This is a genomic window from Streptomyces roseoverticillatus (genome assembly GCF_000719265.1).
Classification (GTDB): Bacteria; Actinomycetota; Actinomycetes; order Streptomycetales; family Streptomycetaceae; genus Streptomyces; species Streptomyces roseoverticillatus.
Genome location: NZ_JOFL01000020.1, coordinates 34,065 through 58,863, shown reverse-complemented (window position 1 = coordinate 58,863; position 24,799 = coordinate 34,065). Strand labels below are relative to the sequence as shown.

Annotated in this window: 20 protein-coding genes and 1 tRNA gene; 16 read left to right on the top strand and 5 right to left on the bottom strand. The window is 73.4% G+C overall.

The window, feature by feature from the left end; all coding sequences use genetic code 11:
- The first annotated feature begins 302 nt into the window (after positions 1–302).
- Complete coding sequence (locus IF61_RS0124010; RefSeq protein ID WP_052392975.1) at positions 303–1,757, top strand: MFS transporter; 1,455 nt, start codon at positions 303–305, stop codon at positions 1,755–1,757.
- Here IF61_RS0124010 and IF61_RS0124005 read toward each other — a convergent pair.
- Complete coding sequence (locus IF61_RS0124005) at positions 1,711–2,496, bottom strand: enoyl-CoA hydratase/isomerase family protein (RefSeq protein ID WP_030368590.1); 786 nt, start codon at positions 2,494–2,496, stop codon at positions 1,711–1,713. The two genes, IF61_RS0124010 and IF61_RS0124005, sit on opposite strands and share 47 nt — an antisense overlap.
- Before the next feature lie 208 nt (positions 2,497–2,704).
- Here IF61_RS0124005 and fabG point away from each other — a divergent pair, with 208 nt between their 5' ends.
- From fabG to IF61_RS0123960, 9 genes are all read left to right on the top strand, one after another.
- The gene (fabG, locus tag IF61_RS0124000) at positions 2,705–3,526 is read left to right on the top strand and encodes a 3-oxoacyl-ACP reductase FabG (protein ID WP_078660440.1); all 822 of its coding nucleotides are present in this window, start codon (positions 2,705–2,707) and stop codon (positions 3,524–3,526) included.
- Positions 3,527–3,648: 122 nt separating this feature from the next.
- Positions 3,649–3,900 carry an acyl carrier protein gene (locus IF61_RS0123995; RefSeq protein ID WP_030368588.1) on the top strand — a complete coding sequence of 84 codons (252 nt, stop codon included), beginning with the start codon at positions 3,649–3,651 and terminating at the stop codon, positions 3,898–3,900.
- The gene (locus tag IF61_RS0123990) at positions 3,900–5,123 is read left to right on the top strand and encodes a beta-ketoacyl-[acyl-carrier-protein] synthase family protein (protein WP_030368587.1); all 1,224 of its coding nucleotides are present in this window, start codon (positions 3,900–3,902) and stop codon (positions 5,121–5,123) included. Before IF61_RS0123995 ends, IF61_RS0123990 begins: the two co-directional genes overlap by 1 nt.
- Entirely contained in the window at positions 5,120–5,962 is an 843-nt protein-coding gene (locus tag IF61_RS0123985; RefSeq protein ID WP_052392972.1) for an SDR family oxidoreductase, read from the top strand. The genes IF61_RS0123990 and IF61_RS0123985 overlap by 4 nt, the downstream gene beginning before the upstream one ends.
- On the top strand, positions 5,959–7,167 hold the full coding sequence (locus IF61_RS0123980; protein WP_030368585.1) for an AfsA-related hotdog domain-containing protein: 1,209 nt from the start codon (positions 5,959–5,961) through the stop codon (positions 7,165–7,167). The genes IF61_RS0123985 and IF61_RS0123980 overlap by 4 nt, the downstream gene beginning before the upstream one ends.
- Positions 7,164–8,165: a 3-oxoacyl-ACP synthase III family protein gene (locus IF61_RS0123975; protein WP_078660439.1), complete on the top strand. Its 1,002-nt coding sequence runs from the start codon at positions 7,164–7,166 to the stop codon at positions 8,163–8,165. Before IF61_RS0123980 ends, IF61_RS0123975 begins: the two co-directional genes overlap by 4 nt.
- Positions 8,153–9,658: a coproporphyrinogen-III oxidase family protein gene (locus IF61_RS0123970; RefSeq protein WP_078660438.1), complete on the top strand. Its 1,506-nt coding sequence runs from the start codon at positions 8,153–8,155 to the stop codon at positions 9,656–9,658. The genes IF61_RS0123975 and IF61_RS0123970 overlap by 13 nt, the downstream gene beginning before the upstream one ends.
- Positions 9,659–9,663: 5 nt before the next feature.
- Positions 9,664–10,572, top strand: a complete 909-nt coding sequence (locus IF61_RS0123965; RefSeq protein ID WP_043190444.1) for an alpha/beta hydrolase family protein — start codon at positions 9,664–9,666, stop codon at positions 10,570–10,572.
- 16 nt (positions 10,573–10,588) lie between these two features.
- Complete coding sequence (locus tag IF61_RS0123960; protein WP_052392971.1) at positions 10,589–11,920, top strand: FAD-dependent oxidoreductase; 1,332 nt, start codon at positions 10,589–10,591, stop codon at positions 11,918–11,920.
- Here IF61_RS0123960 and IF61_RS0123955 read toward each other — a convergent pair.
- The 3 genes from IF61_RS0123955 to IF61_RS0123945 form a co-directional block, all read right to left on the bottom strand.
- Complete coding sequence (locus IF61_RS0123955; RefSeq protein WP_052392970.1) at positions 11,892–12,551, bottom strand: 4'-phosphopantetheinyl transferase family protein; 660 nt, start codon at positions 12,549–12,551, stop codon at positions 11,892–11,894. The two genes, IF61_RS0123960 and IF61_RS0123955, sit on opposite strands and share 29 nt — an antisense overlap.
- 20 nt (positions 12,552–12,571) lie before the next feature.
- Positions 12,572–14,629 (bottom strand): phosphocholine-specific phospholipase C, encoded by a 2,058-nt coding sequence (locus IF61_RS0123950; protein WP_030368579.1) that lies wholly within the window; start codon positions 14,627–14,629, stop codon positions 12,572–12,574.
- Positions 14,630–15,366: 737 nt separating this feature from the next.
- Entirely contained in the window at positions 15,367–16,335 is a 969-nt protein-coding gene (locus IF61_RS0123945; protein ID WP_030368578.1) for a CapA family protein, read from the bottom strand.
- 112 nt (positions 16,336–16,447) lie between these two features.
- On the opposite strand from IF61_RS0123945, the gene polX reads away from it, so the two are divergent.
- From polX to IF61_RS0123925, 4 genes are all read left to right on the top strand, one after another.
- Positions 16,448–18,181, top strand: a complete 1,734-nt coding sequence (gene polX, locus IF61_RS0123940; RefSeq protein ID WP_030368577.1) for a DNA polymerase/3'-5' exonuclease PolX — start codon at positions 16,448–16,450, stop codon at positions 18,179–18,181.
- A 168-nt stretch (positions 18,182–18,349) separates the two neighbouring features.
- Positions 18,350–19,771 (top strand): condensation domain-containing protein, encoded by a 1,422-nt coding sequence (locus IF61_RS0123935; RefSeq protein ID WP_052392969.1) that lies wholly within the window; start codon positions 18,350–18,352, stop codon positions 19,769–19,771.
- Complete coding sequence (locus tag IF61_RS0123930; RefSeq protein WP_245684591.1) at positions 19,768–20,175, top strand: septal ring lytic transglycosylase RlpA family protein; 408 nt, start codon at positions 19,768–19,770, stop codon at positions 20,173–20,175. Before IF61_RS0123935 ends, IF61_RS0123930 begins: the two co-directional genes overlap by 4 nt.
- Positions 20,176–20,185: 10 nt before the next feature.
- Positions 20,186–20,259, top strand: a tRNA-Lys gene (locus IF61_RS0123925).
- A 59-nt stretch (positions 20,260–20,318) separates the two neighbouring features.
- On the opposite strand, the gene IF61_RS0123920 is transcribed toward IF61_RS0123925, so the two are convergent.
- Positions 20,319–21,305 carry a trypsin-like serine peptidase gene (locus IF61_RS0123920; RefSeq protein WP_030368574.1) on the bottom strand — a complete coding sequence of 329 codons (987 nt, stop codon included), beginning with the start codon at positions 21,303–21,305 and terminating at the stop codon, positions 20,319–20,321.
- A 308-nt stretch (positions 21,306–21,613) separates the two neighbouring features.
- Between IF61_RS0123920 and IF61_RS0123915 the strand changes: the two genes are divergently transcribed.
- Both IF61_RS0123915 and IF61_RS0123910 read left to right on the top strand, forming a co-directional pair.
- Positions 21,614–23,521: an ABC transporter ATP-binding protein gene (locus IF61_RS0123915; protein WP_043190414.1), complete on the top strand. Its 1,908-nt coding sequence runs from the start codon at positions 21,614–21,616 to the stop codon at positions 23,519–23,521.
- Positions 23,522–23,583: 62 nt separating this feature from the next.
- Positions 23,584–24,795 (top strand): serine hydrolase domain-containing protein, encoded by a 1,212-nt coding sequence (locus IF61_RS0123910; protein WP_211264927.1) that lies wholly within the window; start codon positions 23,584–23,586, stop codon positions 24,793–24,795.
- Positions 24,796–24,799 lie beyond the last annotated feature (4 nt).

Below are 24,799 nucleotides of genomic sequence, written 5' to 3'. Positions count from 1 at the left end.
GTGAGCCGTGGTGCGACTGCTCCGGCTCACGCCTGCTGTCTCGGCGCCGACCGGTGAACCTGCGGCCCGAGGGCCCCGAGGAGCGGTCCCGGATTCGGGCCATATCCCATGTCTACCCCGCCCTCTTCCGCGGCGCGAACGGGAAGCACCCGCCGTCACGCTCGGTAGCGGCGCTGCGCCCGGTGATCCGCGGGCCGCACACGTGTCCTTGTCCGGCCCGCCCGGAGCGGCATACAGTGTCCGGGCTCCACCAGGGGTCCGAGTCCCAGGCCTGTGCCCGACGTCCCGTTGGTGAGGTCCTCGTGAGCAGCCGACCGCCCTTACGCCGCAGGTCCGTCACCGCCGTCACCCTGGTCGGGGCGTTCATGGCGTTCCTCGACGCGACGATCGTCAACATCGCGGTCCCCGACATGGAGACCTCCTTCCCGCGCAACTCCCTGGGCGACCTCTCCTGGGTCCTCAACGGCTACAACATCGCCTTCGCCGCCTTCCTCGTCCCCTTCGGGCGGCTCGCCGACCGCTGGGGCCGCAAGCGCTCCTTCCTGCTCGGCCTCGTCCTGTTCACCGCGGCCTCGGGGCTGTGCGCCCTCGCCGGGAACGTGCCGCTGCTCGTGGCGGCGCGGGTCCTGCAGGCGACGGGCGGCGCCCTGCTCGTCCCGACGTCGCTGGCGCTGCTCCTGGAGGTCTTCCCCGCGGCCCGCCGGGCCGCCGCCGTCGCCGCGTACGGGGCGGCCTCGGCGGTCGCCGCCGGGATCGGCCCGTCCGTGGGCGGGGTGCTCGTCGCCCTCCGGGGCTGGGAGCTGGTGTTCCTGGTCAACCTGCCGCTGGGCGTCGTGACGGCCGTGGCCGGATGGCGGGTGCTGACCGAGAGCCGCGAGCCCCGCGGCCTGCCGCTGCCCGACCTGCCCGGGGCCGGCCTCCTCGGCGTCGCCGTCGGGGCCCTGGCCCTCGCCGCGGTCAAGGGCCAGGACTGGGGCTGGGGGACGCGCGCCACACTCGGCACCCTGGCGCTGGCCGCCGCGGCGCTGCTCGCGGTGGCCCTGCGCTCCGCGCGCCACGCCGCCCCGGTCGTCGACCCGGCACTGCTGCGGCTGCGGTCCTTCTCCGTGGCCAACGCGGCGTCCCTGATCTTCGCTATCGCGTTCTTCGCGACGCTGCTGTGCAACGTCCTCTACCTGACGGCGGTGTGGGACTACTCCACGCTGCGGGCAGGCCTCGCCGTCACGCCCGCGCCGATCGCCGCGTCCCTGGTGGCCCTGCCCGCCGAGCGGCTGGCCCGCCGCTTCGGGGCCCGTGCCGTGTGCGTCGCCGGGATGCTGGTGTTCGCGGCCGGCGCCTGCCTGTACGGGACATGGATCGGGCCGCACCCCGACTTCGCCGGCGCGTGGCTGCCCGTCAGCGCGCTCACCGGGATCGGGGCCGGGGCGAGCCTGCCCGGCCTGGGCGCGGCGGCGCTCGCCGACGTCCCTCCGGCCCGGTTCGCCGTGGGCACCGCCGCCAACTCGGCGGCCCGCCAGACCGGCGCCGTGCTCGGGGTCGCGCTGCTGGTCGCGGCCGTCGGCACGCCCGCACCGGACGCCCTGGGCCACGCCCTGCAGCGGGGCTGGCTCCTCGCCGCCGCGTGCACGGTGCCGGCGATCCTCCTGACCCTCTGCCTCCCGGGCGGCACCGGCCGGGCCGGCCGCGCTCCCGCCGCCGCGGGGGAGGAGGTCAGCGCCCCTGGAAGCGCGGCCACTCTCCGTCGAGCAGAGCCGTGATCCCGTGCCGCATGTCCTGCGAGGCGACGCCCTCCGCGAAGTCCCTCCGCTCCAGCTCCAGATGCTCGGCCAGCCCCGTCGACAGGCTCCGGTCGAGCAGCCGTTTGGCGCTGCGGACGGCGTGCGGCGCGGCGTCCGCCAGCTGCCGCAGGCGCGCCAGCCCCGCCCCGAGAAGCTCCTCCGGCTCCACCACCGCACTCACGACGCCCTCGCGCTGCGCCCGGGCGGCCCGTAGCACCGGCTGCTCCAGCAGGAGCTCCAGTGCGCGCGGATAGCCGACCACCCGGGGCAGGAACCACGCCATTCCCGCGTCGGTGGACGCGCCGATCGCCCCGTACGCGAAGTGGAACGACGCGCGCCGCGAGGCCAGCCGGAGGTCGCAGGCGAGGGCGAGCGAGAAACCGGCCCCCGCCGCCTGGCCGTTCACGGCGGCCAGCACGGGGCAGCCGATGGACCGTACGGTGAGCACGACCTCCGAGAGCAGCGACGTCAGACGATCGCCGTAGGCGGCGGCGTCGAAGGAGTCGCCCGACAGGGCCCGGTGGTACGCGCGGACGTCCCCGCCGAGCGAGAACGCCTTACCGGCTCCGGTGATCAGCACCCCGCGCAGTGCGGTTTGCGCCGCCAACTCGCGCAATGCGGAACGCAGGTCCGTGAGCAGCTCGGCATTCATGGAATTACCCGTCGCGGGGCGGTTCAGGGTCAGCAGGGCGATCCCGTCCTGCGTTTGCACTTGCACGCAGGGCGGTTCCACTCGTCCGGTACATGTCGAATCCACCGGCTCGGCGGCCGAATTCTCCTTCATGGAGGCGAGGTTAGACACGACACCTGTAACCGACAACCAGTCAAGAACGACTAGTGACTTTCCAAGATCACCGTTCTAAGGTCCGGACAAGCAGCGACCGCGAGGTCCCGGCGAACAGCGCTGCCCGCTACGGGGGAAATGCATGTCGCGCAACGCTCAGCCCTGTCCGGAAACACCGACCGAGCACCACCCCGCCTCCCGCCCCGCCGGCTCGGCCTTGGTGACGGGGGCCTCCCGCGGCATCGGCGCCGCGATCGCCCGCACCCTGGCCGCCGACGGCTGGCCGGTCACCCTCTGCTACCGGCAGGACCGGGCGGCGGCCGAGGAGGTCGTGGCGGCGATCGAGCAGGCGGGCGGCACGGCCCTCGCCGTCCGCGCCGACGTCACCGACCCCGACGCCGTCGAAGCGCTGTTCACGGCGGCCGAGGCCCGCCACGGCCCGGTCCTCGTCCTCGTCAACAACGCCGGCATCCGCGCCGACCAGGTCTTCGCGGCCATGGAGGAGGCCGACTGGCAGCCGGTGCTGGACACCAACCTCGGCGCCGTCTACCGCACCACGCGCCGGGCCCTGCCCGGCATGACGAGGGCGCGCTTCGGGCGCATCGTCAACATCGGCTCCGTGCTCGGCCGGCAGTCCCTGCCCGGCGTGGCCAACTACGCCGCCGCCAAGGCGGGGCTCGAAGGGCTCACCCGGTCCGTCGCGATCGAGACCGCACGGCGCGGCATCACCGTCAACGCCGTCGCACCGGGCCTCGTCGACACCGGGCTCGTCCGCGACGTCGAGTACCTCAGACGCTCCGCGCGCACCGCGATCCCCCTGCGCAGGGCCGCCCGCCCCGCCGAAATCGCGGCCTGCGTCCGCTTCCTGGCCTCACCCGAGGCCGGATACGTCACCGGCACCACCCTGACGGCCGACGGCGGGCTCTCTGCGGCGGCGTTCGTCCCGCAACCGCCCCACGGCTGATTCCAGCGTTCCGTTCCCCGCGTTCCGTTCCGTTCTCCTTTCCCGCCACCCTTTCTCCCCACCCCTTTTCCTTTACCCGACCGGCCTACTTGCCCGCGCGACAGCGAATCGGAGAGTTCCGCATGACCACTGTGCCCGACCGCGCTTCCCTGACGGCATTCGTCACCGAGTCACTGGCCGATTTCGGCGCGGAAGCGGACCTCATCACACCGGACGCCACTTTCGAGGATCTGGAGATCGACTCCCTCGACCTCGTGGAACTCGGCCAGGCCGTGAAACGGCGTTTCGGCATACAGGTGCGCCCCAAGGACATGGACGGCGTCAAGACCGTCGGAGAAGCCCTCGACGTCATCTGCCGCACCGCGGGGATCTGATGGCCGCTCGCGCTGTGGCCGTCACCGGTGCGGGCGCGGTCACCTCCCTCGGCACCGGCACCGGCCCGCTCCACCGGCGGGCCGTGGCCGGCGAGAGCGCGTTCACCCGAGGCGAGGGCCGCTGCACGGACTTCGACCCGGCGCCCGCGCTCTCCCGGCGCGAGGCGCGCCGGACCGACCGGTTCTGCCAGTTCGCCCTGGTCGCCGCCGCGGAAGCGCTGGCCGGGGCCGGCTGGGACGGCCGTCTCCCGTACGAGCCCGAGCGCGTGGCCTGCCTCGTCGGCTCGGGCGTCGGCGGCCTCGCCACCTTCGAGACGCAAGCGACCGTCCTGGCCGCCGACGGCCCCGAGGCCGTCTCCCCGCTCATGGTCCCGATGATGATGGCCAACGCGGCGGCCGCCCAGATCGCCCTGCGCCACGGCCTGCGCGGCGAGAGCCACTGCGTGATCTCCGCCTGCTCCGCCGGCGCCCAGGCCATCGGCGCGGGGCTGCGCCTGATCCGGTCCGGCGAGGCGGACGCGGCCGTGGTGGGCGGCGCCGAGGCCGCCACTTCGCCCATCGTCCGCGCCGCGTTCCTCAACGCCGGCGCCCTCTCGCCGACCGGCACCTCCGTGCCCTTCGACCGCGACCGCGACGGCTTCCGGCTGGGCGAAGGCGCCGGCATCCTCGTCCTGGAGGACGCCGAGGCGGCCCGCGAGCGCGGCGCACCGGTCCTCGCCGAACTCGCCGGCTACGCGGCCGGCACCGACGCCCACCACCTCACGGCACCCGACCCGGCCGGCGAGAGCGCCGCACGGGCCGTCCGCCGCGCCCTCGCCGACGCCGGCATCACCCCCGCGGACCTGCACTACATCAACGCGCACGGCACCGGCACCGTCCTCAACGACCGCGCGGAGGCGGTGGCCCTCCGACGGAGCCTCGGCGACGCCCTCGCGAGCATTCCGCTCTCCTCCACCAAGTCGTCCGTCGGCCACCTGCTGGGCGCGGCCGGCGCCGTGGAGGCGGTCGCCACCGTCATGGCCCTGCACCACCGGACCGCACCACCGACCGTCGGCCTGCGCGACCCCGACCCGGAGCTCGGCGCACTCGACCACGTCACCACCGCCCGCCCCCTCACGGCGAACGGGCGGGGCCCGCTCACCGCGCTGTCCACCTCCTTCGGCTTCGGCGGCCACAACGCCGTCCTCGTCCTGCGGGCGGCCCCCGACGGGAGGGCCGCGTGATACAGCTCTCCGGCCGGCGCTACGTGGTCACGGGCGTCCTCACCGGCGACTCCATCGCCTGGCACATCGCCAGGGAACTCCAGCTGGCCGGCGCCGACGTGCTGCTGACGGGCCACGGACGCAGCCGCCGGATCACCGAACTCGCCGCCGCCGACCTGCCCGAGCCGGCCGAGGTCCTGGAGCTCGACGCGACACGGCCCGGCGACTTCACCGCCCTCGCCGCGGCGGTGGAGGAGCGCTGGCCCGCGCTCGACGGCGCCGTCCACGCCATCGCGGCCGCCCCGCCCGGCGCGCTCGGCGGCGCCTTCCTCACCACCCCGCCCGAGAGCGCCGAACTGGCCTTCCGCACCAGCGCGGTCTCCCTCCACGCCCTGGTCACCGCACTGGCCCCGCTCCTGCGGCGCGGGGCCGGGGGCGGCAGCGTCGTCGGCCTCGACTTCGACGGCTCCCGCGCCTGGCCCGGCTACGACTGGATGGGCGTGGCCAAGGCCGCCCTGGAGTCCGTGTGCCGCTACCTCGCCCTCTACCTCGGCGAGCAGGGAACCCGCGTCAACCTCGTGGCGACCGGGCCCGCCGACACCGTCTCCGGGCGCGGCGTCGCCACCTTCGACGCACTCGACGCCCACTGGTCCCGCAACGCGCCCCTGGGCTGGGACAGCGCCACGGCCGCGGCCGAAGTGGTGCCGGGCCCGGTGCTCTTCCTGCTCTCCGGGCTGGCCCGCGGCATCACCGGCGAAGTGCTCCACGCCGACGGCGGGATGCGGGCCGCCGGGACGGGCCTGCCGGCCACGGCGGGCGGGGCGGTCGCCGACGGGCTGAGGGGAGGCGAGAAAAGGTGAACTCCAGGACGGTGAACTCCGGCGCGGCGGGCGCCGGCCCGGCGGTCTCCAGCACGGTGGGAGCCGGCATGGCGGACTCCGGCGCGGCGGACCCCGGCACGGCCGGCGCCTTCGACGCCGATGCGGCCGGTCCCCGTACCGCCGACGCCGCGAGCGCCCGCACCGGCGCCCCGTACGACACCGCCCCCGCCCTGACCGCCGACCGGACCGTCCACCGCCGCCTCGTCCACAAGCGCGCCGTCGAACAGGTCCTGACCACGGCCGTCGCAAAGACCGGCGGGCGGCTCCTCGGCACGGCCCAGTTGCCCCGGCTGCACCGCCACTACAACGACACCTGTGCCCCGTACTACGACCTCCTCCTCATCGGTGAGGCGGCACGCCAGACGGTCGAGGCCATCGTCCACGAACTCCTCGGCGTGCCCCTCGACGCCCGGTTCGTGATCAGTGATCTGGGGATCGCCCTCACCGGCCTGGACGCGGTGCGCACCGGACCTGCCCCTGCCGACCTGCACGTGGAGCTGGAGCCCGGCCGGTTGCGCCGCCGCCGCGACGGCTCCGTACGCAGCCTGCGCGGCAGCGCGGCCTGCCGCATCGGCAGCCGGGAGGCGGCCCGCTTCACCGGCACGCTGCTCTTCCTCGCGGGGGAGTCCTACGAGGACTTGCGCGCGGGCAGCGCCACCTCGCCGCCCGCGGACGCCCGGACCGCGCCGCCGCGCTGCCACCCCTCCGCCGTGGGCCGCACCGACCCCCGCAACGTCGTCATCGGCGGCCTGCGCACCGAACGGCTCGAAGGCGGCGAGAAGCCCGGAGAGAGCGAAACCGTCGCCGACATCGTGGCCGACCCGCAGGACCCCGTCTTCTACGACCACGCACTCGACCACTTGCCCGGCATGCTGCTGATGGAGGCGGCCCGGCAGACCGCCCTGGCCGCCTGGGCGCGCACCCGTGCCGTACCGGCCGGCGCCCTCCTCGCGACCGCCTGCCGCGCACGCTTCCTGGCCTTCGCCGAGCAGTCCGCATCCGTCCGCTGCCGGGCCCGCCCCACCGGGACCGCCGTCACGGGAACGGTCGCCGTCACGGTGGAACAGCGCGGAGAACCCGTAGCCGAACTGGAGATCACGGTCGAGTCCGTACCGGAGGCGGACCGTCCCGGCCGCGAGGCCCGCGCGCCCACGCCCACCGCGCCGCCCGGGGGTGCACGATGACCACCGCCACGATCGCCGGCGTCGGCGCGGCCCTTCCCGCCACCGTCCTCGGCAACGACCACTTCACCCCCCTCGGCACCTCGCACGAGTGGATCGTCAAACGCACCGGCATCCACACCCGCCACTGGCTGGGCCCGGGCGAATCGCTGGCCGGCCTCGCCGAGCAGGCCTGCCGGGAGGCGCTCGCCGACGCCGGACGCGACGCCCGCGAGGTCGACCACGTGGTGGTCTCCACCGTCACCCCCGACCGCATCACCCCGGGCATCGCCCCCGGACTCGCCACCCGGCTCGGCGCCCCCCACCCGCCCGCGATGGACCTCAACGCCGCCTGCGCCGGCTTCCTCTACGCCCTCGACCACGCCTGCGCGCAGATCGAGTCCGGCCGGGCCCGCTGCGTCCTGGTGTGCGCGGCCGAGGCGCTCTCCCGCATCACCGACACCACCGACCGCTCCACCGCCGTCCTCTTCGGCGACGCCGCGGGCGCCGTCGTCGTCACCCCCGCCGGGCCGGGCGACGGCGAGCGGCCCAGCTTCCGGCTCGGCTCGGACGGCCGCCACGAGGACCTGCTGTACGCCGACCTGACCGACCGCCTGCTGCGCATGAGCGGCCGCGAGGTCTACGAGTTCGCCGTCGCCACCATGGTCGAGCAGACCCGCGCCGTACTCACCGGCTGCGGCCTCTCCCTCGCCGACGTCGGGCTCTTCATCGGCCACCAGGCGAACGCACGGATCCTGCGGGCCGTCGCCGCGGAACTCGGCGTCCCCCCGTCCCGCACCGAGATCAGCATCGAGAACGTGGGCAACACCTCGTCGGCGTCCATCCCCTTCGCCCTGCGGCAGGCCAGGAACCGCGGCCGGCTGCGCCCCGGCGACCGGATCGTGATGGCGGCGTTCGGCGCCGGCTTCGTCTGGGGAGCGGGCGTCATCCGCTGGCAGGCGGCGACCCGAGCACACCCCGAGCACGCACTCCACGAGCAGGAGGAACCATGTCACCGGTGACCGCGCACCCGGAGCCGTACTACCTGGGGGAGCGCCCCTCGCGGCCCGTCCCCTTCGACGGCGTCATGACCGTCTCGCACTACATCATGCCGAACTTCGCCACGATGGACTGGCACCAGGTCCCCCGCGAGAAGGTCGTCGAGAACATCCGCAGCCTGAACGACCCGGGCGGCAACCTGAACGACCGGATCATGATGTACATCCACGTGCCCTACTGCAAGTCGTTCTGCCACTACTGCAACTTCAACCGCTACCACTACCCGAAGCAGGACTCCGAGCGGCTGGAGCGCTACACCGACTACCTCATCAAGGAGATCGACTGGTACATGCGCCGGCCGTACGTGCAGGCGCGCGAGTTCACCGCGATCTACATAGGCGGCGGCAGCCCCTCTACCCTCCCGGTCTCCGCCGTCGAGCGGCTGAGCGCCCACCTCCGCAAGGTCGTCCCGAACTTCGACACCATCGAGAAGTCCTTCACCGGCGAGCCCCGCACCCTGCGCCGCCCCGGGCTCCTCGACGTCCTCAAGGACCACGGCTGGGACCGCATCACCTTCGGCATCGAGACCCTCGACGCCAAGATCCACCGCAAGATCGGCCGCCTGGACACCCGCGACGACGTCGACGCCGTCTTCAACCGCATGCGCGACCTCGGCTACCGGGCCGACACCTGCGTCGACATGATGTACGACCTGCCCGGCCAGAGCCTGGAGGGCTTCCAGAGCGAGCTCGCCGAGCTCCTCGACTGCTACGACCCCGCCGAGATCGACCTGTTCACCACCATCTACCTGCCCTACCGCCCCCTGCACAAGCTCATCATGGACGGCAGGGTCGAACAGCCCGGCAGCCCCTGGCAGCTGCTCGCCATGCGCGAGCACCTCTACGACACGCTCAGCGCCGCCGGCTACCACAACACCATCGCCGAGACCTGGTCCAAGAGCCCCGAACGCTCCCAGTACCAGACCGCGCACTGCGCCCGGCAGGACATCATCGGCGTCGGCTGCGCCGCCCGCGGCAACCTCCGGGACATGGTGTCGATCAACCCCGAGAAGGTCGACCAGTGGCAGGCCAACGTCGACGAACAGGGCGCCTCCACCGAGACCCTGCAGTCCATCGGCCACGACGGCGTCCTCGACCGGATCATGGTGATGTTCCCCCGCTACAAGTCCCTCGACAAGGCACTGCTCAGCAGCCACGCCGAACGGGTCGGCGAAGCCGCCTTCGCCCGCGTGCGGAACGTCATCGACGGACACCTGGCGGCCGGCGTCATCGACGAGCACGATGACCGGTACACCGTCAACAAGCTCGGCGTCATCTGGCACGGCAACCTCCAGACCGACTATCTGCGCCACACCCTGAACACCAAGGGCGAGGTGCTGATGAACCACCTCACCGAGGCCCGCGCGGACTTCGACAACGAGGACCGCTTCGAGGCGACGCCCGAGACCGTCTACATCAAGGAACACGACGCCGAGTACCCGAGGCTGATGAAGTAGTGCCCATGACACAGCCCCCCGAGCCACCGCCGGTCCTCGCCCGGATCGAGCCCGCGGAGGGCGTCACCCTCGTCGCCCGCGTCCTGCGACGCCCGGAACCGGGCCGGCCGGTGGCCGTGGTCCTGCCCGCCATGGGCGCCGCCGCCCGCTTCTACCTGCCGTTCGCCCGCGCCCTGCACAAGGAGGGCCTCACGGTGGTCACGACCGACCTGCGCGGGCAGGGCGAGGCGACCCCGGCGGTGGCCCGGGGCGCGCGGTTCGGCTACCGCGAGCTGGCCGAGGAGGACCTGCCGGCCCTCGTCGCGGCCGTCCGCGCAGCCCTCCCGGGCCGCCCCCTCGTCCTCGTCGGCCACAGCCTCGGCGGGCAGCTGGCCCTGCTGTACGCGGCGGCCGGACGCGAACCCGTCGACGCGGTCGTCCTGGTCGCCGCCGGATCCGTCTGGTACCGCAGCTTCGGCGGCCTGCGCGGGCTGCGCAACCTCGCCGCCGGCCAGCTGTTCGCCGCCCTGGCCACCGCCCTCGGCTACTGGCCCGGCGAGCGGTTCGGCTTCGGCGGCACACAAGCCACCGGCGTCATGCGCGACTGGGCCCGGCAGGGCCGCACCGGCCGCTACCGCATCACCGGCAGCACCACCGACTACGAACAGGCGCTCGGCCGGCTCGGGCTGCCGCTGCTCGCCATCGGCGTGGACAACGACACCCTCGCCCCGCCCGGCTCGCGCGAACACCTGCTGTCCAAGGCCCCGCGCGCCGCACTCGACCGCTGGCAGTACACGACGGACGCCGCCGGCGGGAAGCACATCGACCACTTCCGCTGGGTCCGCCACAACGCGGCACTGTGCGCACACCTCGCCCAGTGGGTGCTGAAGGCCACCGCCGCACCACCGGAAAAGGACGGGCCGCACGATGCCTGACGAAAGGAGCGCCCCCATGCCCGCAGAGCCCGGCTCCCCCCGCGTGATCGTCGTGGGCGGCGGCTGGTCGGGCATCGCCGCCGCCTGGAACCTGCACCGCGCCGGCGCCCGCCCCCTCCTCCTCGACGAACAGCCCGTCCTGGGCGGCCGCTCCGCAGCGGCCCCGCTCGGCTCCCGCAGCGTGACCCTCGGCGGCAAGAACATCGGCCGCAAGTACGCCTCCTTCCGCGCGTTCGCCGCCGCGATGGGCGCCCGCGACGCCGACTGGGAGCACTTCGGCATCAACTCCTCCCGGATCGAGAACGGCCGCGTCCGCACCGTCGACAGCACCAGCCGGGCCGCGAGCCTGGCCGGGCTGCTGTCCGGCGTCCCCCTCCGCGACCTGGCCAGGATCCTGCGCCTCGCCCGCTACGTCCGCAGCGACCGCGCCAACGCCTTCCTCGCCGGCCCCGAGTTCGAACGCCTGGCCGCCCGCACCGGCGACCCCGCCCTCTCGGCGTACTTCGGACCCGTCCTGCAGGAGAGGCTGCTGCGCCCCGCCGTCGTCCGCATGAACGGCGCCGAGCCCGACGAGACCCATCTGGGCACCTTCGGCACCAACCTCGGCATGCTCCTCGACAGCTTCGACCAGCTCACCGGCGGCTTCGACGGCATCCTCGGCCGCTTCGCCGACACCGTGGAGACCCGCACCCGCACCCGCGTCACCGCACTCGCCGTCGAGGACGGCCGCGTCACCGGCGTCCGCACCGCCACCGGCGGCGAGCCCCCGGAACTCGCCGCCGACGCGGTCGTCCTCGCGCTGCCCGCCCCCGCGGCCGCGGCGCTGCTGCACCCGCACCACCGGCAGCTCGCCCGGCTGCTGGGCCGCGTACGGTACTTCCCCGTCACCGTCGTCGTCGCCGCGTACGACCGGCCGGTCTTCGACGAGCGCGTCCGCGCCCTGACCTTCCCGCCCGGCAGCCCCCTGAGCAACGCGGGCGCGTACGGGGTGGGGGACCGGCACCTCGTCCGGTACACCTTCAGCGGCCGGGCGGCCCGCGCCCTGCCTCACGACGAGGACGGTCTGACCGACCGCGCAGAGAAGGAGCTCGGCGCCCACGTCGACCTCTCCGCGCCACGCCGCACGGCCGCCGTCTCCGCCCGCTGGGAGCACGGCCTGTGCGCCTACTCCGCGTTCCACGCAACGACGCTCACGGCCGTCGCCGAACTCGCGAAGGACCTGCGGGGACTGGCCCTGACCGGCGACTACGTACGGGGCGCGTCCGTCGAAGCGTGCTTCCGGGGCGCGTACGCGTGCACGGACGACCTCGTCCGCACGCTCATGCCCCTCCCGCGGCCCCCGGCCTGATGTCCACGCGGGCGGCGGGCGCCCTGCAGGCCACCGCCGCCCGGTAGCCGTCCGGCGCCTCCAGATCGCGCACCGTCCACAGCCCCACCGGGCCCAGCGCGGCGGGCAGCGCCAGGACCGCCGGCTCGCCGGGCCGTGCTCCCGGGCCGGTCACGACCTCGGCGAGAGAGCCCGGGAAACCACGCCCCCAGGCCTTCAGCACGGCCTCCTTACGGGTCCACAGCCGGGCGAACTCATCCGCCTCCCGCCCCGGCTCCGTGCCGCTCCAGGAGGCGGACTCCGAGGGCGCCAGGCACTCCTCGGCGAGCTCCCGCAGATGCGGCCGGGGGACGACGCGCTCCACGTCGACGCCCACCGGGCCGCCCGCGCACACGGCCAGCACCACCACGCCGCCCGAGTGGCTGTAACTCACGTACAGGCCGGGGTCGTGGGCGAGCCGCGGCTTCCCGGCCCGGCTCCGCTCCCACCGCACCCGCGCGGGAGGGGCCTGGAGCCGCTCGGCGAGCCGGCCGCGGACCCACGCCCGGGCCTCGGCGCGCAGCTGCCGCTTGCCGGCCGTGTCCCGGGGGACGTCCGCGCCGGCGCGTAGGCCCACGGCCCACACCGTGACGAGCACACCGCGCGACTCCACCCCGCCCCTTCCTTGTCCTCCTACGCCACGCGGATCGCGGGGTCGCTCACCCCGGTCCCGCCGGTCTCGACGTGCCCGGCGAAGCGGCGCAGGAACGTGCCGTCCGTGTCGGACACGACGGTCAGGTCGTACCAGCGCTTGCTGCGGCGCAGGTCCACAGCATGGACCAGCCGCCCGCCCGCGGGCACCCGGAACGTCTCCTTCTTCCCGCCGTAGGCGTCGGTGACGGTCAGGTTGCAGGTGCTGCCGCCCGCGTTCGTCATCGTCAGCGTGATCCCGCCGGTGCGGGCGTCGTGACGGGCGGTCACCTCCGGACCCGCCGCCTTGCCCGGCCCGCGGAAGGTGCGCAGGAAGCCGTTCGGGCCGAACACGGACAGGTCGTACGTGCCCTTGGAGTAGGCGGTGTTCCACGTGTCCGAGAGCTGCTTGCCGGCCCCGGTCGTGTACGTCCACGGGCCGTCCGTCCGGTTGCCGGAGGTGACGGTGAAGCACACGCCCGCCCGGTCACCGCCGCCGAAGGTGAGCGTGAAGCGCCCGGTGGAGGGGGTCGCGGAGCCGTCCACCAGCGGCGCGTACGGCAGCGGGCGGGTGGGCCGCGAGCCCTTCTCCTGCGCGGGCAGGGAGGGGCCCGCGGGCGGCTTCGGCACGTAGTCGGGGTGCCGCTTGCGGTCCGGCGGCTCGTAGGCCGCGGTGTCCGGCAGGGAGGCCGGGTGCGTGTCGCGGAGCCCGAAGTCGAAGGCCGAGGTGAGGTCGCCGCAGATCGCACGGCGCCACGGCGAGATGTTGGGCTCGCTCACCCCGAAGCGCCGCTCCATGAAGCGGATGACCGAGGTGTGGTCGAAGACCTCCGAGCACACGAAGCCGCCGGTGCTCCACGGGGAGACCACGAGCATGGGCACGCGCTGCCCCAGCCCGTAGGGGCCCGCGCCGTAGCGGGCGTTGCCGCCGAAGACGTCGAGCGAGGCGTCGGCGGTGGAGAGGCCCCGGCCGGCGTCGGCGGGCGGGAACGGCGGCAGGACGTGGTCGAAGTAGCCGTCGTTCTCGTCGTACGTGATGAACAGGGCGGTCCTGCTCCACACCTCGGGGTTCGAGGTGAGGGCGTCCAGGACCTGCGCGATGTACCAGGCTCCGTAGTTGACCGGCCAGTTCGGGTGCTCGGAGAAGGCCTCCGGGGCGGCGATCCAGGAGACCTGCGGCAGCTTGCCGGCCTTGACGTCCGCCTTGAGGAGGTCGAAGTAGCCGCCGCCCTTCTTCACGTTCGTGCCGGTGCGCGCCTTCTCGTAGAGGGGCTCACCGGGCTTGGCGTTGCGGAAGTTGTTGAAGTAGAGGAGCGAGTTGTCGCCGTAGTTGCCGCGGTACGCGTCCTCGATCCAGCCCCAGGAGCCCGCCTTGTCCAGGCCGTCGCCCTCGTCCTGGTAGATCTTCCACGAGACGCCGGCCTTCTCCAGCCGCTCCGGGTACGTGGCCCAGTCGTAGCCCGCCTCCTCGTTGCCGAGGACGGGGCCGCCGCCCTTGCCGTCGTTGCCGGTGTGCCCCGTCCACAGGTAGTAGCGGTTGGGGTCGGTGGCGCCGATGAACGAGCAGTGGTAGGCGTCGCACACGGTGAACGCGTCGGCGAGCGCGTAGTGGAACGGGATGTCCTTGCGCGTCAGGTAGGCCATCGTCCCGGTGCCCTTGGCGGGCAGCCACTGGTCGTACCGGCCCTGGTTCCAGGCCTTGTGGCCGCCCTGCCAGTCGTGGTTGAGGCCCGCGATGAACTGCATGCCGAGGTTCTCGGCGTCCGGGTGGTAGGGGAGCACCTCCTTGGACCCGTCCGACTGGTGCCACACCGGCTTGCCGCTGGGCAGGGACACCGGGCGCGGGTCGCCGAAGCCGCGCACGCCCTTCAGCGTGCCGAAGTAGTGGTCGAAGGAACGGTTCTCCTGCATCAGGACGACGATGTGCTCGACGTCCTGGATCGTGCCCGCACGGCGGCGGGCGGGGATGGCCGCGGCGCGGTCGATGCTGCTCGACAGGGCCGCGTAGCCCGCGGTCGCGCCGGCGATCTGGAGGAACCGCCGCCGGTTGAGTTCAGGCATGGGTGTGAGGACCTCTTGGGAGTCGGGGACTGGAGCCGGGTGCTCCAAGAGCAGCGAGTGCCGGGGACGGGGCCGTGTCGTCGGTGTGACGGAGGGCGGTACGCGAGGCGAACGTAGCGGACGGGCCGTGAGAAGGGGAGCCCCGGGGCCTACCGGCCCGGGTCCGGAGAGGGGGAGCCCTTGGGACGTACGGCTCGGGCGCGGAGAAGGGGTGCGCCTCTCGGGGTGTGCCGGCCCGGGTCCGGAGAGGGGGAGCCCTCGGGATGTACGGCTCGGGCGCGGAGAAGGGGTGCGCCTCTCGGGGTGTGCCGGCCCGGGTCCGGAGACGGGGAGCCCTTGGGACGTACGGCTCGGGCGCGGAGAAGGGGTGCGCCTCTCGGGGTGTGCCGGCCCGGGCCTGGAGAAGGGTCGGCCCTCGGGGCGTATCGGCCCGGTCGCGTCCGTCGGCTGCCGTCCGGCCCGGCCGGACCTGCGCACCGGGGTGACGACTGGCCGCCGTGACGGCTCGTCACCACGACGGTGAAGGTCCGGCGGAATCCGCGGACGGCCGGTACACGCACCGGCACCCGGACCGGCGTTGTCGTGTGCCGGGCGGCCTCAGAGCCGGCGGTTGCCCGTCGGCTACCGTCCGACCTGGTCGGACTGGCGCCACGGCGGTGACGTAGGAGGGCGCTGCCGGCGGCGGAAGCAGCCGCTCTGCCGGGCCCGTACGGGGCCGGTCCGGGGGCGGCTCGCCGCTATGCCTCCGGCGGCCGGCTCCACTCCACCACGAGGCGGCCGTCCGCCTCCGTCACCTCCGTGCCGAAGGCGGCGCAGGCCCGGCGGAACCTGTGGGCGATCCACGCGGCCTCCGCCGCGTCCGCGAGCCGTGTGCGGCAGAAGTCGAGCGCCAGCGGCACGGCCTCCACGCGGGCGGGGCGGGTGCCGTCGAAAGTGACGAGGAAGAGCAGGCCCAGGTCGTTGCGGAGGTCGTCGTCCGTCGCGTAGTCGTCGACGAAGTCACCGAGGTCGTAGAGCACCCGGTCCGCGACGCCGTGGAAGACGTGCGCGGAGTGCCCCGCGACGAGCGTGGCGCCCGCGGCCAGGAACTCCTGCGCGGCCCGGCGGATGTACGCGGCGGGCCCGCGGGTCATGTTCGGGCCCCAGTGCGGGGTGACGAGCGTGACGTCCGTGGCGAGGCCCGTGACGGTCCGCAGCAGCCAGACCGGGGCGCCGGCCTCCAGGTCCGCGTGGGCGACGCCCGGCCGGTCCGGGCCCGCGGCGAAGTCGCGCGGGTGGTCGGTGACCCCGATGACGCCCAGCCGCAGGCCGCCGCGCTCGACGACCGCCGGCTGCCGCGCGGCCTCCTCGTCCCGGCCGGCCCCCGTCCAGGCGATCCCGGCGTCGGCCAGATGGCGGACGGTGTCGAGCAGGGCCTCGGGGCCGTAGTCCAGGGCGTGGTTGTTGGCCAGGTTCACACAGGTCACGCCGAGGTGCTGCAGGGCGCGCACGGCCACGGGCGGCGCCCGGAAGAAGAACGGCTTGAACGGGTCCCGCCGGCGCTCGCCGCGCGCGGAGACCGCGCACTCCAGGTTGAGGACGAAGGCGTCGGCCTCGTGCGCGACGGCCACCACGCCGTCGGCGAACAGGCTCTCGGGCGGGTCGGTGGCCAGCCTCCCGGCGACCTCCCGGCCCAGCATGGTGTCTCCCGCGAGTGCGAGTTTCATGGTTCAACCACCTCCCCCGCGCGGGTTCTGTCCTGCTCCATCTCTCATTGTAGGAATGGTGGGATTTCCTGAGGAATGTGTGGAGTGTGGTCCCACGGGGAACAGCAGTCCCATGGCCCGGCCCAACGAAGAGGTCGAGGCGCTGCTGCAGGAGTACGCCGACCTCGTCACCATCAGCGGCGGCGACGCCTACAAGGCGCGCGCCTACGAGAAGGCCGCCCGCGCGATCGGCGGCCACCACGCCGACGTCTCCCGCCTCGACCTCAAGGGCCTCCTCGCCATCCCGGGCGTCGGCAAGTCGATCGCCGAGAAGGTCCTCGAATACCTGCGGACCGGCCACCTCGCCATGGTCGAGGAGGCCCGGGCGGTCATCCCCGCCGGCGTGCGCGAACTGATCGCCATCCCCATGCTCGGCCCCAAGAAGGCCATGCTCCTCCACGAGGAACTGCACATCTCCTCCGTCGACCAGCTCCTCGACGCCGTCCACGACCACAGGCTCCGCGACCTCAAGGGCTTCGGCGCCCGCACCGAGGAGAACATCCTGCACGGCATCGCCCTGCTGCAGCAGGCCGGCGGCCGCATCCTGATCGACGCCGCCATGGACGTCGCCGAACAGATCACCGGCGAGCTCTCCGGCGTGGCCGGGTGCGAGCGGTGCGCGTACGCGGGCTCGCTGCGCCGGATGCGCGAGACGATCGGCGACGTCGACATCCTCGTCGCCGCCGGTCGCTCCGCCCCGCTGATGGAGGCCTTCACCGAGCTGCCGGTCACCGCCGAGGTCATCGCCCACGGCGAGAAGAAGACCTCCATCCGCACGACCAAGGGCCTGCAGGTCGACCTGCGCGTCCTGCCGCCGGACGCCTGGGGGGCGGGCCTGCTGTACTTCACCGGCTCCAAGGCCCACAACATCCGCGTCCGGGAGCTCGCCGTCCGCCACAAGTACAAGCTCTCCGAGTACGGCCTCTTCCACGTCAAGAGCGGCAAGAAGATCGTCTCGGCGACCGAGGAGGAGGTCTACGCCCGTCTGGGCCTGCCCTGGATCCCGCCCACCCTGCGGGAGGACCGCGGCGAGATCGCGGCCGGGCTGCGCGACGAGCTGCCCGAGCTGGTGACCGAGGACGACATCCGCGGCGACCTGCACACCCATACCGACCTCACCGACGGCGTCGCACCGCTGGAGGCCATGGTGGCCGCGGCCGCCGGGCGCGGGTACTCCTACTACGCCGTCACGGACCACGCCCCGAACCTGTACATGCAGCGCATGACGGACGCCAAGGTCCTCGCCCAGCGGGAGCAGGTCAGGGCCCTGGACGGCAAGCACCGGCGGATGCGGCTGCTGCACGGCACGGAGCTGAACATCGGCCCCGGCGGCGACCTGGACTGGCCGGACGAGTTCCTGGCCGGCTTCGACCTGTGCGTGGCGTCGGTGCACTCGCACTTCAACCAGAGCCGCGACGAGCTGACCCGCCGGCTGATCCGCGCCTGCGAGAACCCGCACGTGGCGATCATCGGCCACCCCACGACCCGTCAGATCGGCAAGCGCCCCGGCATCGACGCCGACTTCGACGCGGTCTTCGGGGCCTGCGCCCGCACCGGCACGGCCCTGGAGATCAACTCCCACCCGCAGCGGCTGGACCTGTGCGACGAGGACGTCCTGCGGGCCAAGCGGTACGGCGTGAAGTTCGCGGTCAGCACGGACGCCCACTCGGTGACCCACCTGCCGTACATGCGCTACGGCGTGGGCACGGCCCAGCGCGGCTGGCTGACCAAGGACGACGTCATCAACACCTGGCCCCTGCAGAAGCTCCGGCGCTTCCTGCGGCCCGCAGGCGCGAAGGGCGGATGACCCTCGCGGTGACGATCAGGGTGCGGCGACCGCGAGCGCCGTGACGCTCCGCCCGATCACGTCCGGCTCCAGCGCATTCCCGGTTCGCCCGCGTTTCCTCGGCTGCGCCCGCTCGTTGATCCCACATTGAGCCATCCCGGGGGCATGCGAACGGAGAGCACCGTGCGAATGACCGACATCCAGCGATGCGAGGTCCGGCCCGGCCGGCTCGTGGAGTGGACGCTGCACCGGACGGCCGTCGAGGCCGCGCTGGAGCTGCCGGACGACAGCCGTCCGCCCGCGTACGTGCAGGAGTCCCACGTGCGGACGGCGCGATCGGTACGCCAGGACGGCCTGTTCGTGCCGACCTGGCTCGGCACGGCCTTCGACATCCCGGGCGACGTCGATCTCGACGTCCTCCAAGTCGCGCTGCGGGCCTGGACACTTCGCCACGAGACGCTGCGCAGCGGCTTCCGCTGGGCCGGCGACGAGATGCGGCGCTTCACGCTGGACGCCGGCGCCGTCGTGCTGCACCGCGAGGACGTCGGCCACTTCTCCGACGCGGAGACGCTGACGCGGTACCTGCAGGATCGCTTCGACACCGCGGCCGACGCGCTCAGCTGGCCGAACTTCATCTTCGCGGCCGTCGTCCGGGACGACGGCACCAGCGTCTACATGGCCTTCGACCACAGCAACGTCGACTCGTACTCGATCCAGCGCATCACCGCCGAGATCCACGAGCTCTACGCCGCCGCCCTCGCGGGGCGGGCCGTGGACGCGGCGCCGGCCGCCAGCTACGTCGACTTCTGCGCGACCGAGCGCACGGACGCCGACCGGATCGACGACACGCACGCGGTCGTGGCCCGCTGGCGGGAGTTCATCGCCCGGTGCGACGGGAAGCTGCCGAACTTCCCCGTCGACCTCGGCCTCGACCCCGAAGGGCCGCTGCCGACCCAGAAGTTCCTGCGCGAGATGCTCGTGGACGACGCGGACGCGGCCGCCTTCGAGGCGTACTGCCGTCCGTACGGCGGAAGCCTGGTGGGCGTCCTCGCGGCCGTCGGCCTCATCGTGCGCGAGATCGGGGGAGTGCAGGTGTACCGCACGGTCGTGCCGTTCCACACCAGGGTGAAGTCCCAGTGGTCGGACTCGGTGGGCTGGTACGTGGGCGGCGCGCCGATCGAGGTTCCCGTGGCGCGGGCGGCGGACTTCGACGGCGCGCTGGAGATGGTCCGTGCCGCGCTGCGGGAGAACAGGCTGCTGGCGCGGATGCCCATCGCCCGCGTCCTGCACCTGCTGGGCTCCGACTTCCGGCCCACGTCCCCGGACCTGTACTCGATCGTGTCGTTCGTCGACGCGCGCGGCATCCCGGGGTCGGAGCGGTGGCAGGACCTCAAGGCGTACGGGCTGATCCGGGTGTCTTACGGTGACCAGGTCTGCGCGTGGATCACCAGGCTCCACGAGGGCCTGCAGTTCGCCGCCCGCTATCCGGACACCGAGGTCGCCTACAAGAACATGCGGCTGTGCGTCGAGCGGTTGCGGGAGTTCATCGTCGCCGTGGCACGGCAGGAACTGGTCACCTGTGCCCCGGCCACCGGAGCGCAGGCCCCGTGACGCGTCCCCGGACGCCCGGCCGCACCACGGCCGTCGTCGCGCTGGCCGCGGCCCTGACCCCTGCCGCGGCCCTGCCGGCCCGTGCCGGCGGCGACGGCCTCCCGCGCAGCTGCCTCGCGTCGTGGTACGGCGCACCGGAGGAGCAGCTCGACGGCTGGCCCACGGCCAGCGGCGAGCCGTTCGACCCGGAGGCGATGACGGCCGCGAGCCGCGACCTGCCGTTCGGCACCCGCGTGCGCGTCACGAACGCCGGGACGGGCGATTCGGTCATGGTGCGGATCAACGACAGGGGGCCGCGTGACGCGCGCCGCTGCATCGATCTGACCCGGGGCGCGTTCGGTGAGATCGCCGCCCTCGACGCGGGACTCGTACGGGTGAATCTGACTCCGTCACTCGTACGGTAGTATTTCTTTTGCGCCGCTAGCTCAGTTGGTTAGAGCGGCTGACTCTTAATCAGCAGGTCCGGGGTTCGAGTCCCTGGTGGCGCACTGGAGGAAGAGGCCCCCGCCGTCCGGCGGGGGCCTCTTCCGCTGTCCGGGCGCACCGGTCAGCTCGTCTGCGCCTGCTCGTAGAGGGCCTTGGCCTCGTCGCCGAAGTACGGACCGAACATCGTGTTCGGCAGGAACGTGTACCCGAAGCTGTTCACCGACGCCTGCAGGCCGGTGCCGGTGGCCTCGTCGAACGACGCGAACCAGGGCCCGCCGCTGGAGCCGCCGGTCATGTTGCAGCTCAGCCCGTGGTCCTTGGTGAGCAGGAAGTCCTTGGTGGAGTTCCCGCTGCAGTGGATGAGCTTCGTGCCGTCGTACGGGGACGCCGCGGGGAACCCGAAGGCGTACATGGGCTTGTTGTAGTCGCCGTTGAACTGCAGGCCCTGACCGCCCACGGCCTCGCCGAGCCGCTTGCCGCCGAGCGGGGCGACGACCGCGGCGCCGATGTCGTAGTTCATGTCCTCACTGGCCGTCCACTGGGGCGTGGCGAGCGTCTTGGCGGCCGTCCAGGTGCCGTAGGGCGTCTGCCCGTCGTGGTAGCCGGGGACGAAGGTCCAGTTGGTGTGCCAGTTCCCCTGGTACTTGACGCAGTGCCCGGCCGTGATCACGGTGCTGCCGTTGCTGCTGGTGACGGCGTCGCCCGAGCAGGAGGCGTTGCGGCCCTGCATCGTGAAGAACACCCGGCCCGAGGTCTTCGTGACGGCGCCTCCGCCGGTCCACGGCCCGCCCTGCTGGGGGAAGGACGCGAGGGCGCCGGCTGCCGGGGCGGTGGCGGCGACCGTGCGGACCTCGCCCCGGGCGGCCGGAGCGGAGAGCGCGCCGGGGGTCACGGCGGGCAGGTCGAGCGGCGCGGCCGCGCGCATCCGCTCGGGGGTCCAGTAGTCGCTGACGGCCTGCCGGTCGGCCGGCGCGGCGGCCGCGGTGTGCACGGCGGGCGCCGCGGCCCGGCCCGGGGCGGTTCCGGCCGCCGCGGCCTGCGTGCCCGCGGTGACCAGGGCGCAGGCGGCCAGCAGCACACCTGCGGTCGTGCGTCGGGATCGTCTCACGCGTACTCCTTCCACGCGTCCTTCCTTCTGTGCGCACTCCTGCACGCACGTCCTTCTGTGGTGCGGACACGGCGAGTCGGTGGCGAGCGGGCTGAGCGGGGGTGCGTGGGGCAGGGTGCCACGAGAGCCCAACTATTGACAGGGGCGCGTCAAGGGTGGGGTGTTCGCTTGACGTGACGGCCAGTCAGAAGGGCCACGTTCGAGTGGAATAAGGGTGTTCACCCGTATCGCGTCCACGCCATGCGTCATCGTGCAGACGATCACCGTCCGGAACCAGCCGTCACTACCCGCAACCAGGGGGATTCACGTTGTCCGCCGAGACCACCGAGACCACCGAGGTACACGAGGAATTACGCTTCCGCTCCCCGACCCTGACCGCCTTCCAGAAGAGCCCGCTCACCGCCCGCGCGATGGGCCGGCGCCTGCCCCGGCTCGTCCGCAAGGCGCTGGGCCTCGCCTGGCGCGTGGACAGACGCGCCGTCCTCACCCTCCTCGCCTGCCAGCTGCTCTCCGGCGCCTTCGAGGCCTTCGGCCTCCTCGCCACCAGCAGCACCATCACCGCCCTCATCACCTCGGGCCACATGCAGGACCGGCTCGTGGACGCCCTGCCCTCCATCGGCCTCCTCGCCGGCGCCGCCGGAACCCGGGCCCTGCTCGCCATCGCCGTCAGCAACATCTCCAGCCGGCTCGCCCCCCGGATCTCCCGCGAGGCCGAGCTGCAGATGCTGGACGCGGCGATCAACGCCGAGCTCGCGGCCTACGACCACCCCGGCTTCAACGACAAGCGCGAGGCCGCGGACCGCGGCGCCGACGTCGCCCAGGACCTGCTGACCGAGTCCCAGGACCTCATGGCCTGCCTCGCCTCGCTCGTCGCCGCGGCCGGCGTGGTCACGCTCCTGCACCCGCTCCTGCTGCCGCTCCTGCTGCTGGCCACCCTCCCGCAAGGCATCGCGAGCGTGAAGGCCGCCCGGGTCCACTACCAGACCTCCCGCGCCCTCAGCGCGGACCGCCGGGTGCTCAGCCACCTGCGCTGGCACGTCACCGACAAGGTCTTCGCCGACCAGCTGCGCTCGGGCACCATGGCCGGATTCCTCCTCGGCCGCTACCGCTCGATCGGCGACCGCATCCACACCGCCACCGACCGGGCCGTCCACCAGGGCGCCCGGTACGCCCTCGCCGGCGCCGTGGCCGGCGGGATCGCCTCCGGCCTGGTGTGGGCGGCGCTCGCCCTCCTGCTCGGCACGGGCCGCATGTCGCTCGCCTCGGCCGGCACCGCGGTCTTCGCCCTGCGCTCGGTCGGCTCGTCCCTGCGGGGCATGGTCGGCTACGGCGCGCGCCTCTTCCGCACCGGCCTCTACCTCGACGACTGGGCCGAGTTCATCGACGAGGCCGGCGGCCACCGGATGCAGCGCGGCGCCCTCGCCCCCGCGGCGCCCCGGGCCGTCCGGGCCGAGTCCCTCACCTTCTGCTACCCCGGCTCGGACCGCCCGGCGCTGCAGGACGTCAGCCTGGAAGTGCGGCGCGGCGAGGTCCTGGCCCTGGTGGGGGAGAACGGCTCGGGCAAGACCACCCTCAGCAAGCTCCTGACCGGGCTCTACCTGCCCACCGGCGGCAAAGTCACCTGGGACGGCACCGGCACGGGCGAGTTCGACCCGCAGGCCCTGTGGCGGCAGACCGCCGTCGTCCCGCAGGACTTCGCCCACTGGCCCCTGTCCGCCCGCGACAACATCACCCTCGGGCAGGCGCACGAAGGGGACGGCGTCGTCCTCGAAGCGGCCGCGCACGCCGGTGCCGACGAAGTCGTCAAGGAGCTCCGCAGCGGGCTCGACACCCTCCTCGCCCGCGAGTGGTTCGGCGGGGTGGAGCTCTCCGGCGGCCAGTGGCAGCGCATCGCCATCGCCCGCGCCTTCTACCGCCCCGCCGGCCTGCTCGTCATGGACGAGCCCACCAGCGCCCTGGACGCCCGGGCCGAGCACCGCATCTTCGCGGGGCTGCGCAAGGTCGCCCAGGAGCGGGCCGTCGTCCTCGTCACCCACCGCCTGGCCAACGTGGCCGTCGCCGACCGCATCGTGGTCCTCGACCGCGGACGGGTCATCCAGCAGGGCACCTTCGCCGAGCTGGTCGAGGCCCCCGGCCTCTTCCGGGAGCTGTGGTCCCTGCAGTCCGACCGCGGCGTCCCCGCGGCCCACGAGAAGGCGGGCCCCGCCGTGTGCTGACCGCCCCGCACCGCTTCCGTACCCGCACCGGAATCTGCCGACCCCGTACAGGGAGGGCTGTCATGACGAAGCGTCCGCCGAGGAGGGTCCGTGCGGCGAGAGCCGCACTGGCCGCGCTGCTGACCGCCGCCGCGATGGCAGGGGCCGCGCTGGCGACTCCCGCTCCGGCAGGCGCCGCCATCCATGCCCTCCCCTCCGGGCCTGCCGCGCCCGGCGGCGGGCACGAGCGCACCCGGGCCGCCATGGACGCCGCCGTCAAGGCGGGCGTTCCCGGCGTCATCGCCCTCGCCCGCGGCCCGCACGGCACCTGGCACGGCACCGCCGGCGTCGCCGACCTGCACACCAAGCGCCCCAGGCTGCCCGGGGAGCACTTCCGCGCCGGCAGCATCGTCAAGCCCTTCGTCTCGACCGTCCTCCTCCAACTGGAGGCCGAGCACCGGCTCACGCTCGACGACACCGTCGAGAAGTGGCTGCCGGGCCTGGTCCGCGGGCACGGCAACGACGGCCGCAGGATCACCCTGCGCCAGCTCCTCAACCACACCAGCGGGCTCCACGACTACACCGGAGACCCCGAAGTCCTGCGGAACCTCACCACCACCGCGTTCCTGCAGCATCGCTACGACAGCTGGACGCCCGAGCAGATCGTGCGGACCGCGACGGCCCACGCCCCGGACTTCCCGCCCGGCACCCGCTACTCCTACAGTCCCACCGGCTACGTCCTCGCCGCCCTCGTGATGGAGAAGGCGACCGGCCGGTCCTACGAGGAGGAGGTGGAGCGCCGCATCATCGCGCCGCTCGGCCTGCGCTCCACCCGCCTGCCGCGCCACGAGCGCACGCTCCCGGCCCCCGCCGGACGCAGCTACAGCTGGTTCTCCGACGACCCGGACCGCAGGATGCACGACGTCACCGACCTCGACCCGTCGCTGATCCGGGGCACCGGCGACCTGATCACCACCCCCGCCGACCTCGACCGCTTCCTCACCGCCCTGCTGCGGGGCAGGCTGCTGCCGCCGGCCCAGCAGCGAGAGCTCAAGACGACCGTCCCCGACGGCGAGGAGCCGGGCGTGGCATACGGGCTCGGGCTGTTCCACTTCACGCTCTGCGGCACGGAACTGTGGGGCCACACCGGCTTCTTCACCGGCACCCAGAGCGTCGCTTACGTCACAGCGGACACCCGGCGTAGCCTCGTCTACAACTTCAACACCGACACCCTGGGCGACACCAGCGCAGCCGGTGACGTGATCAAGGCGGAGTTCTGCCCGGCCGCGAAGTAGCCGG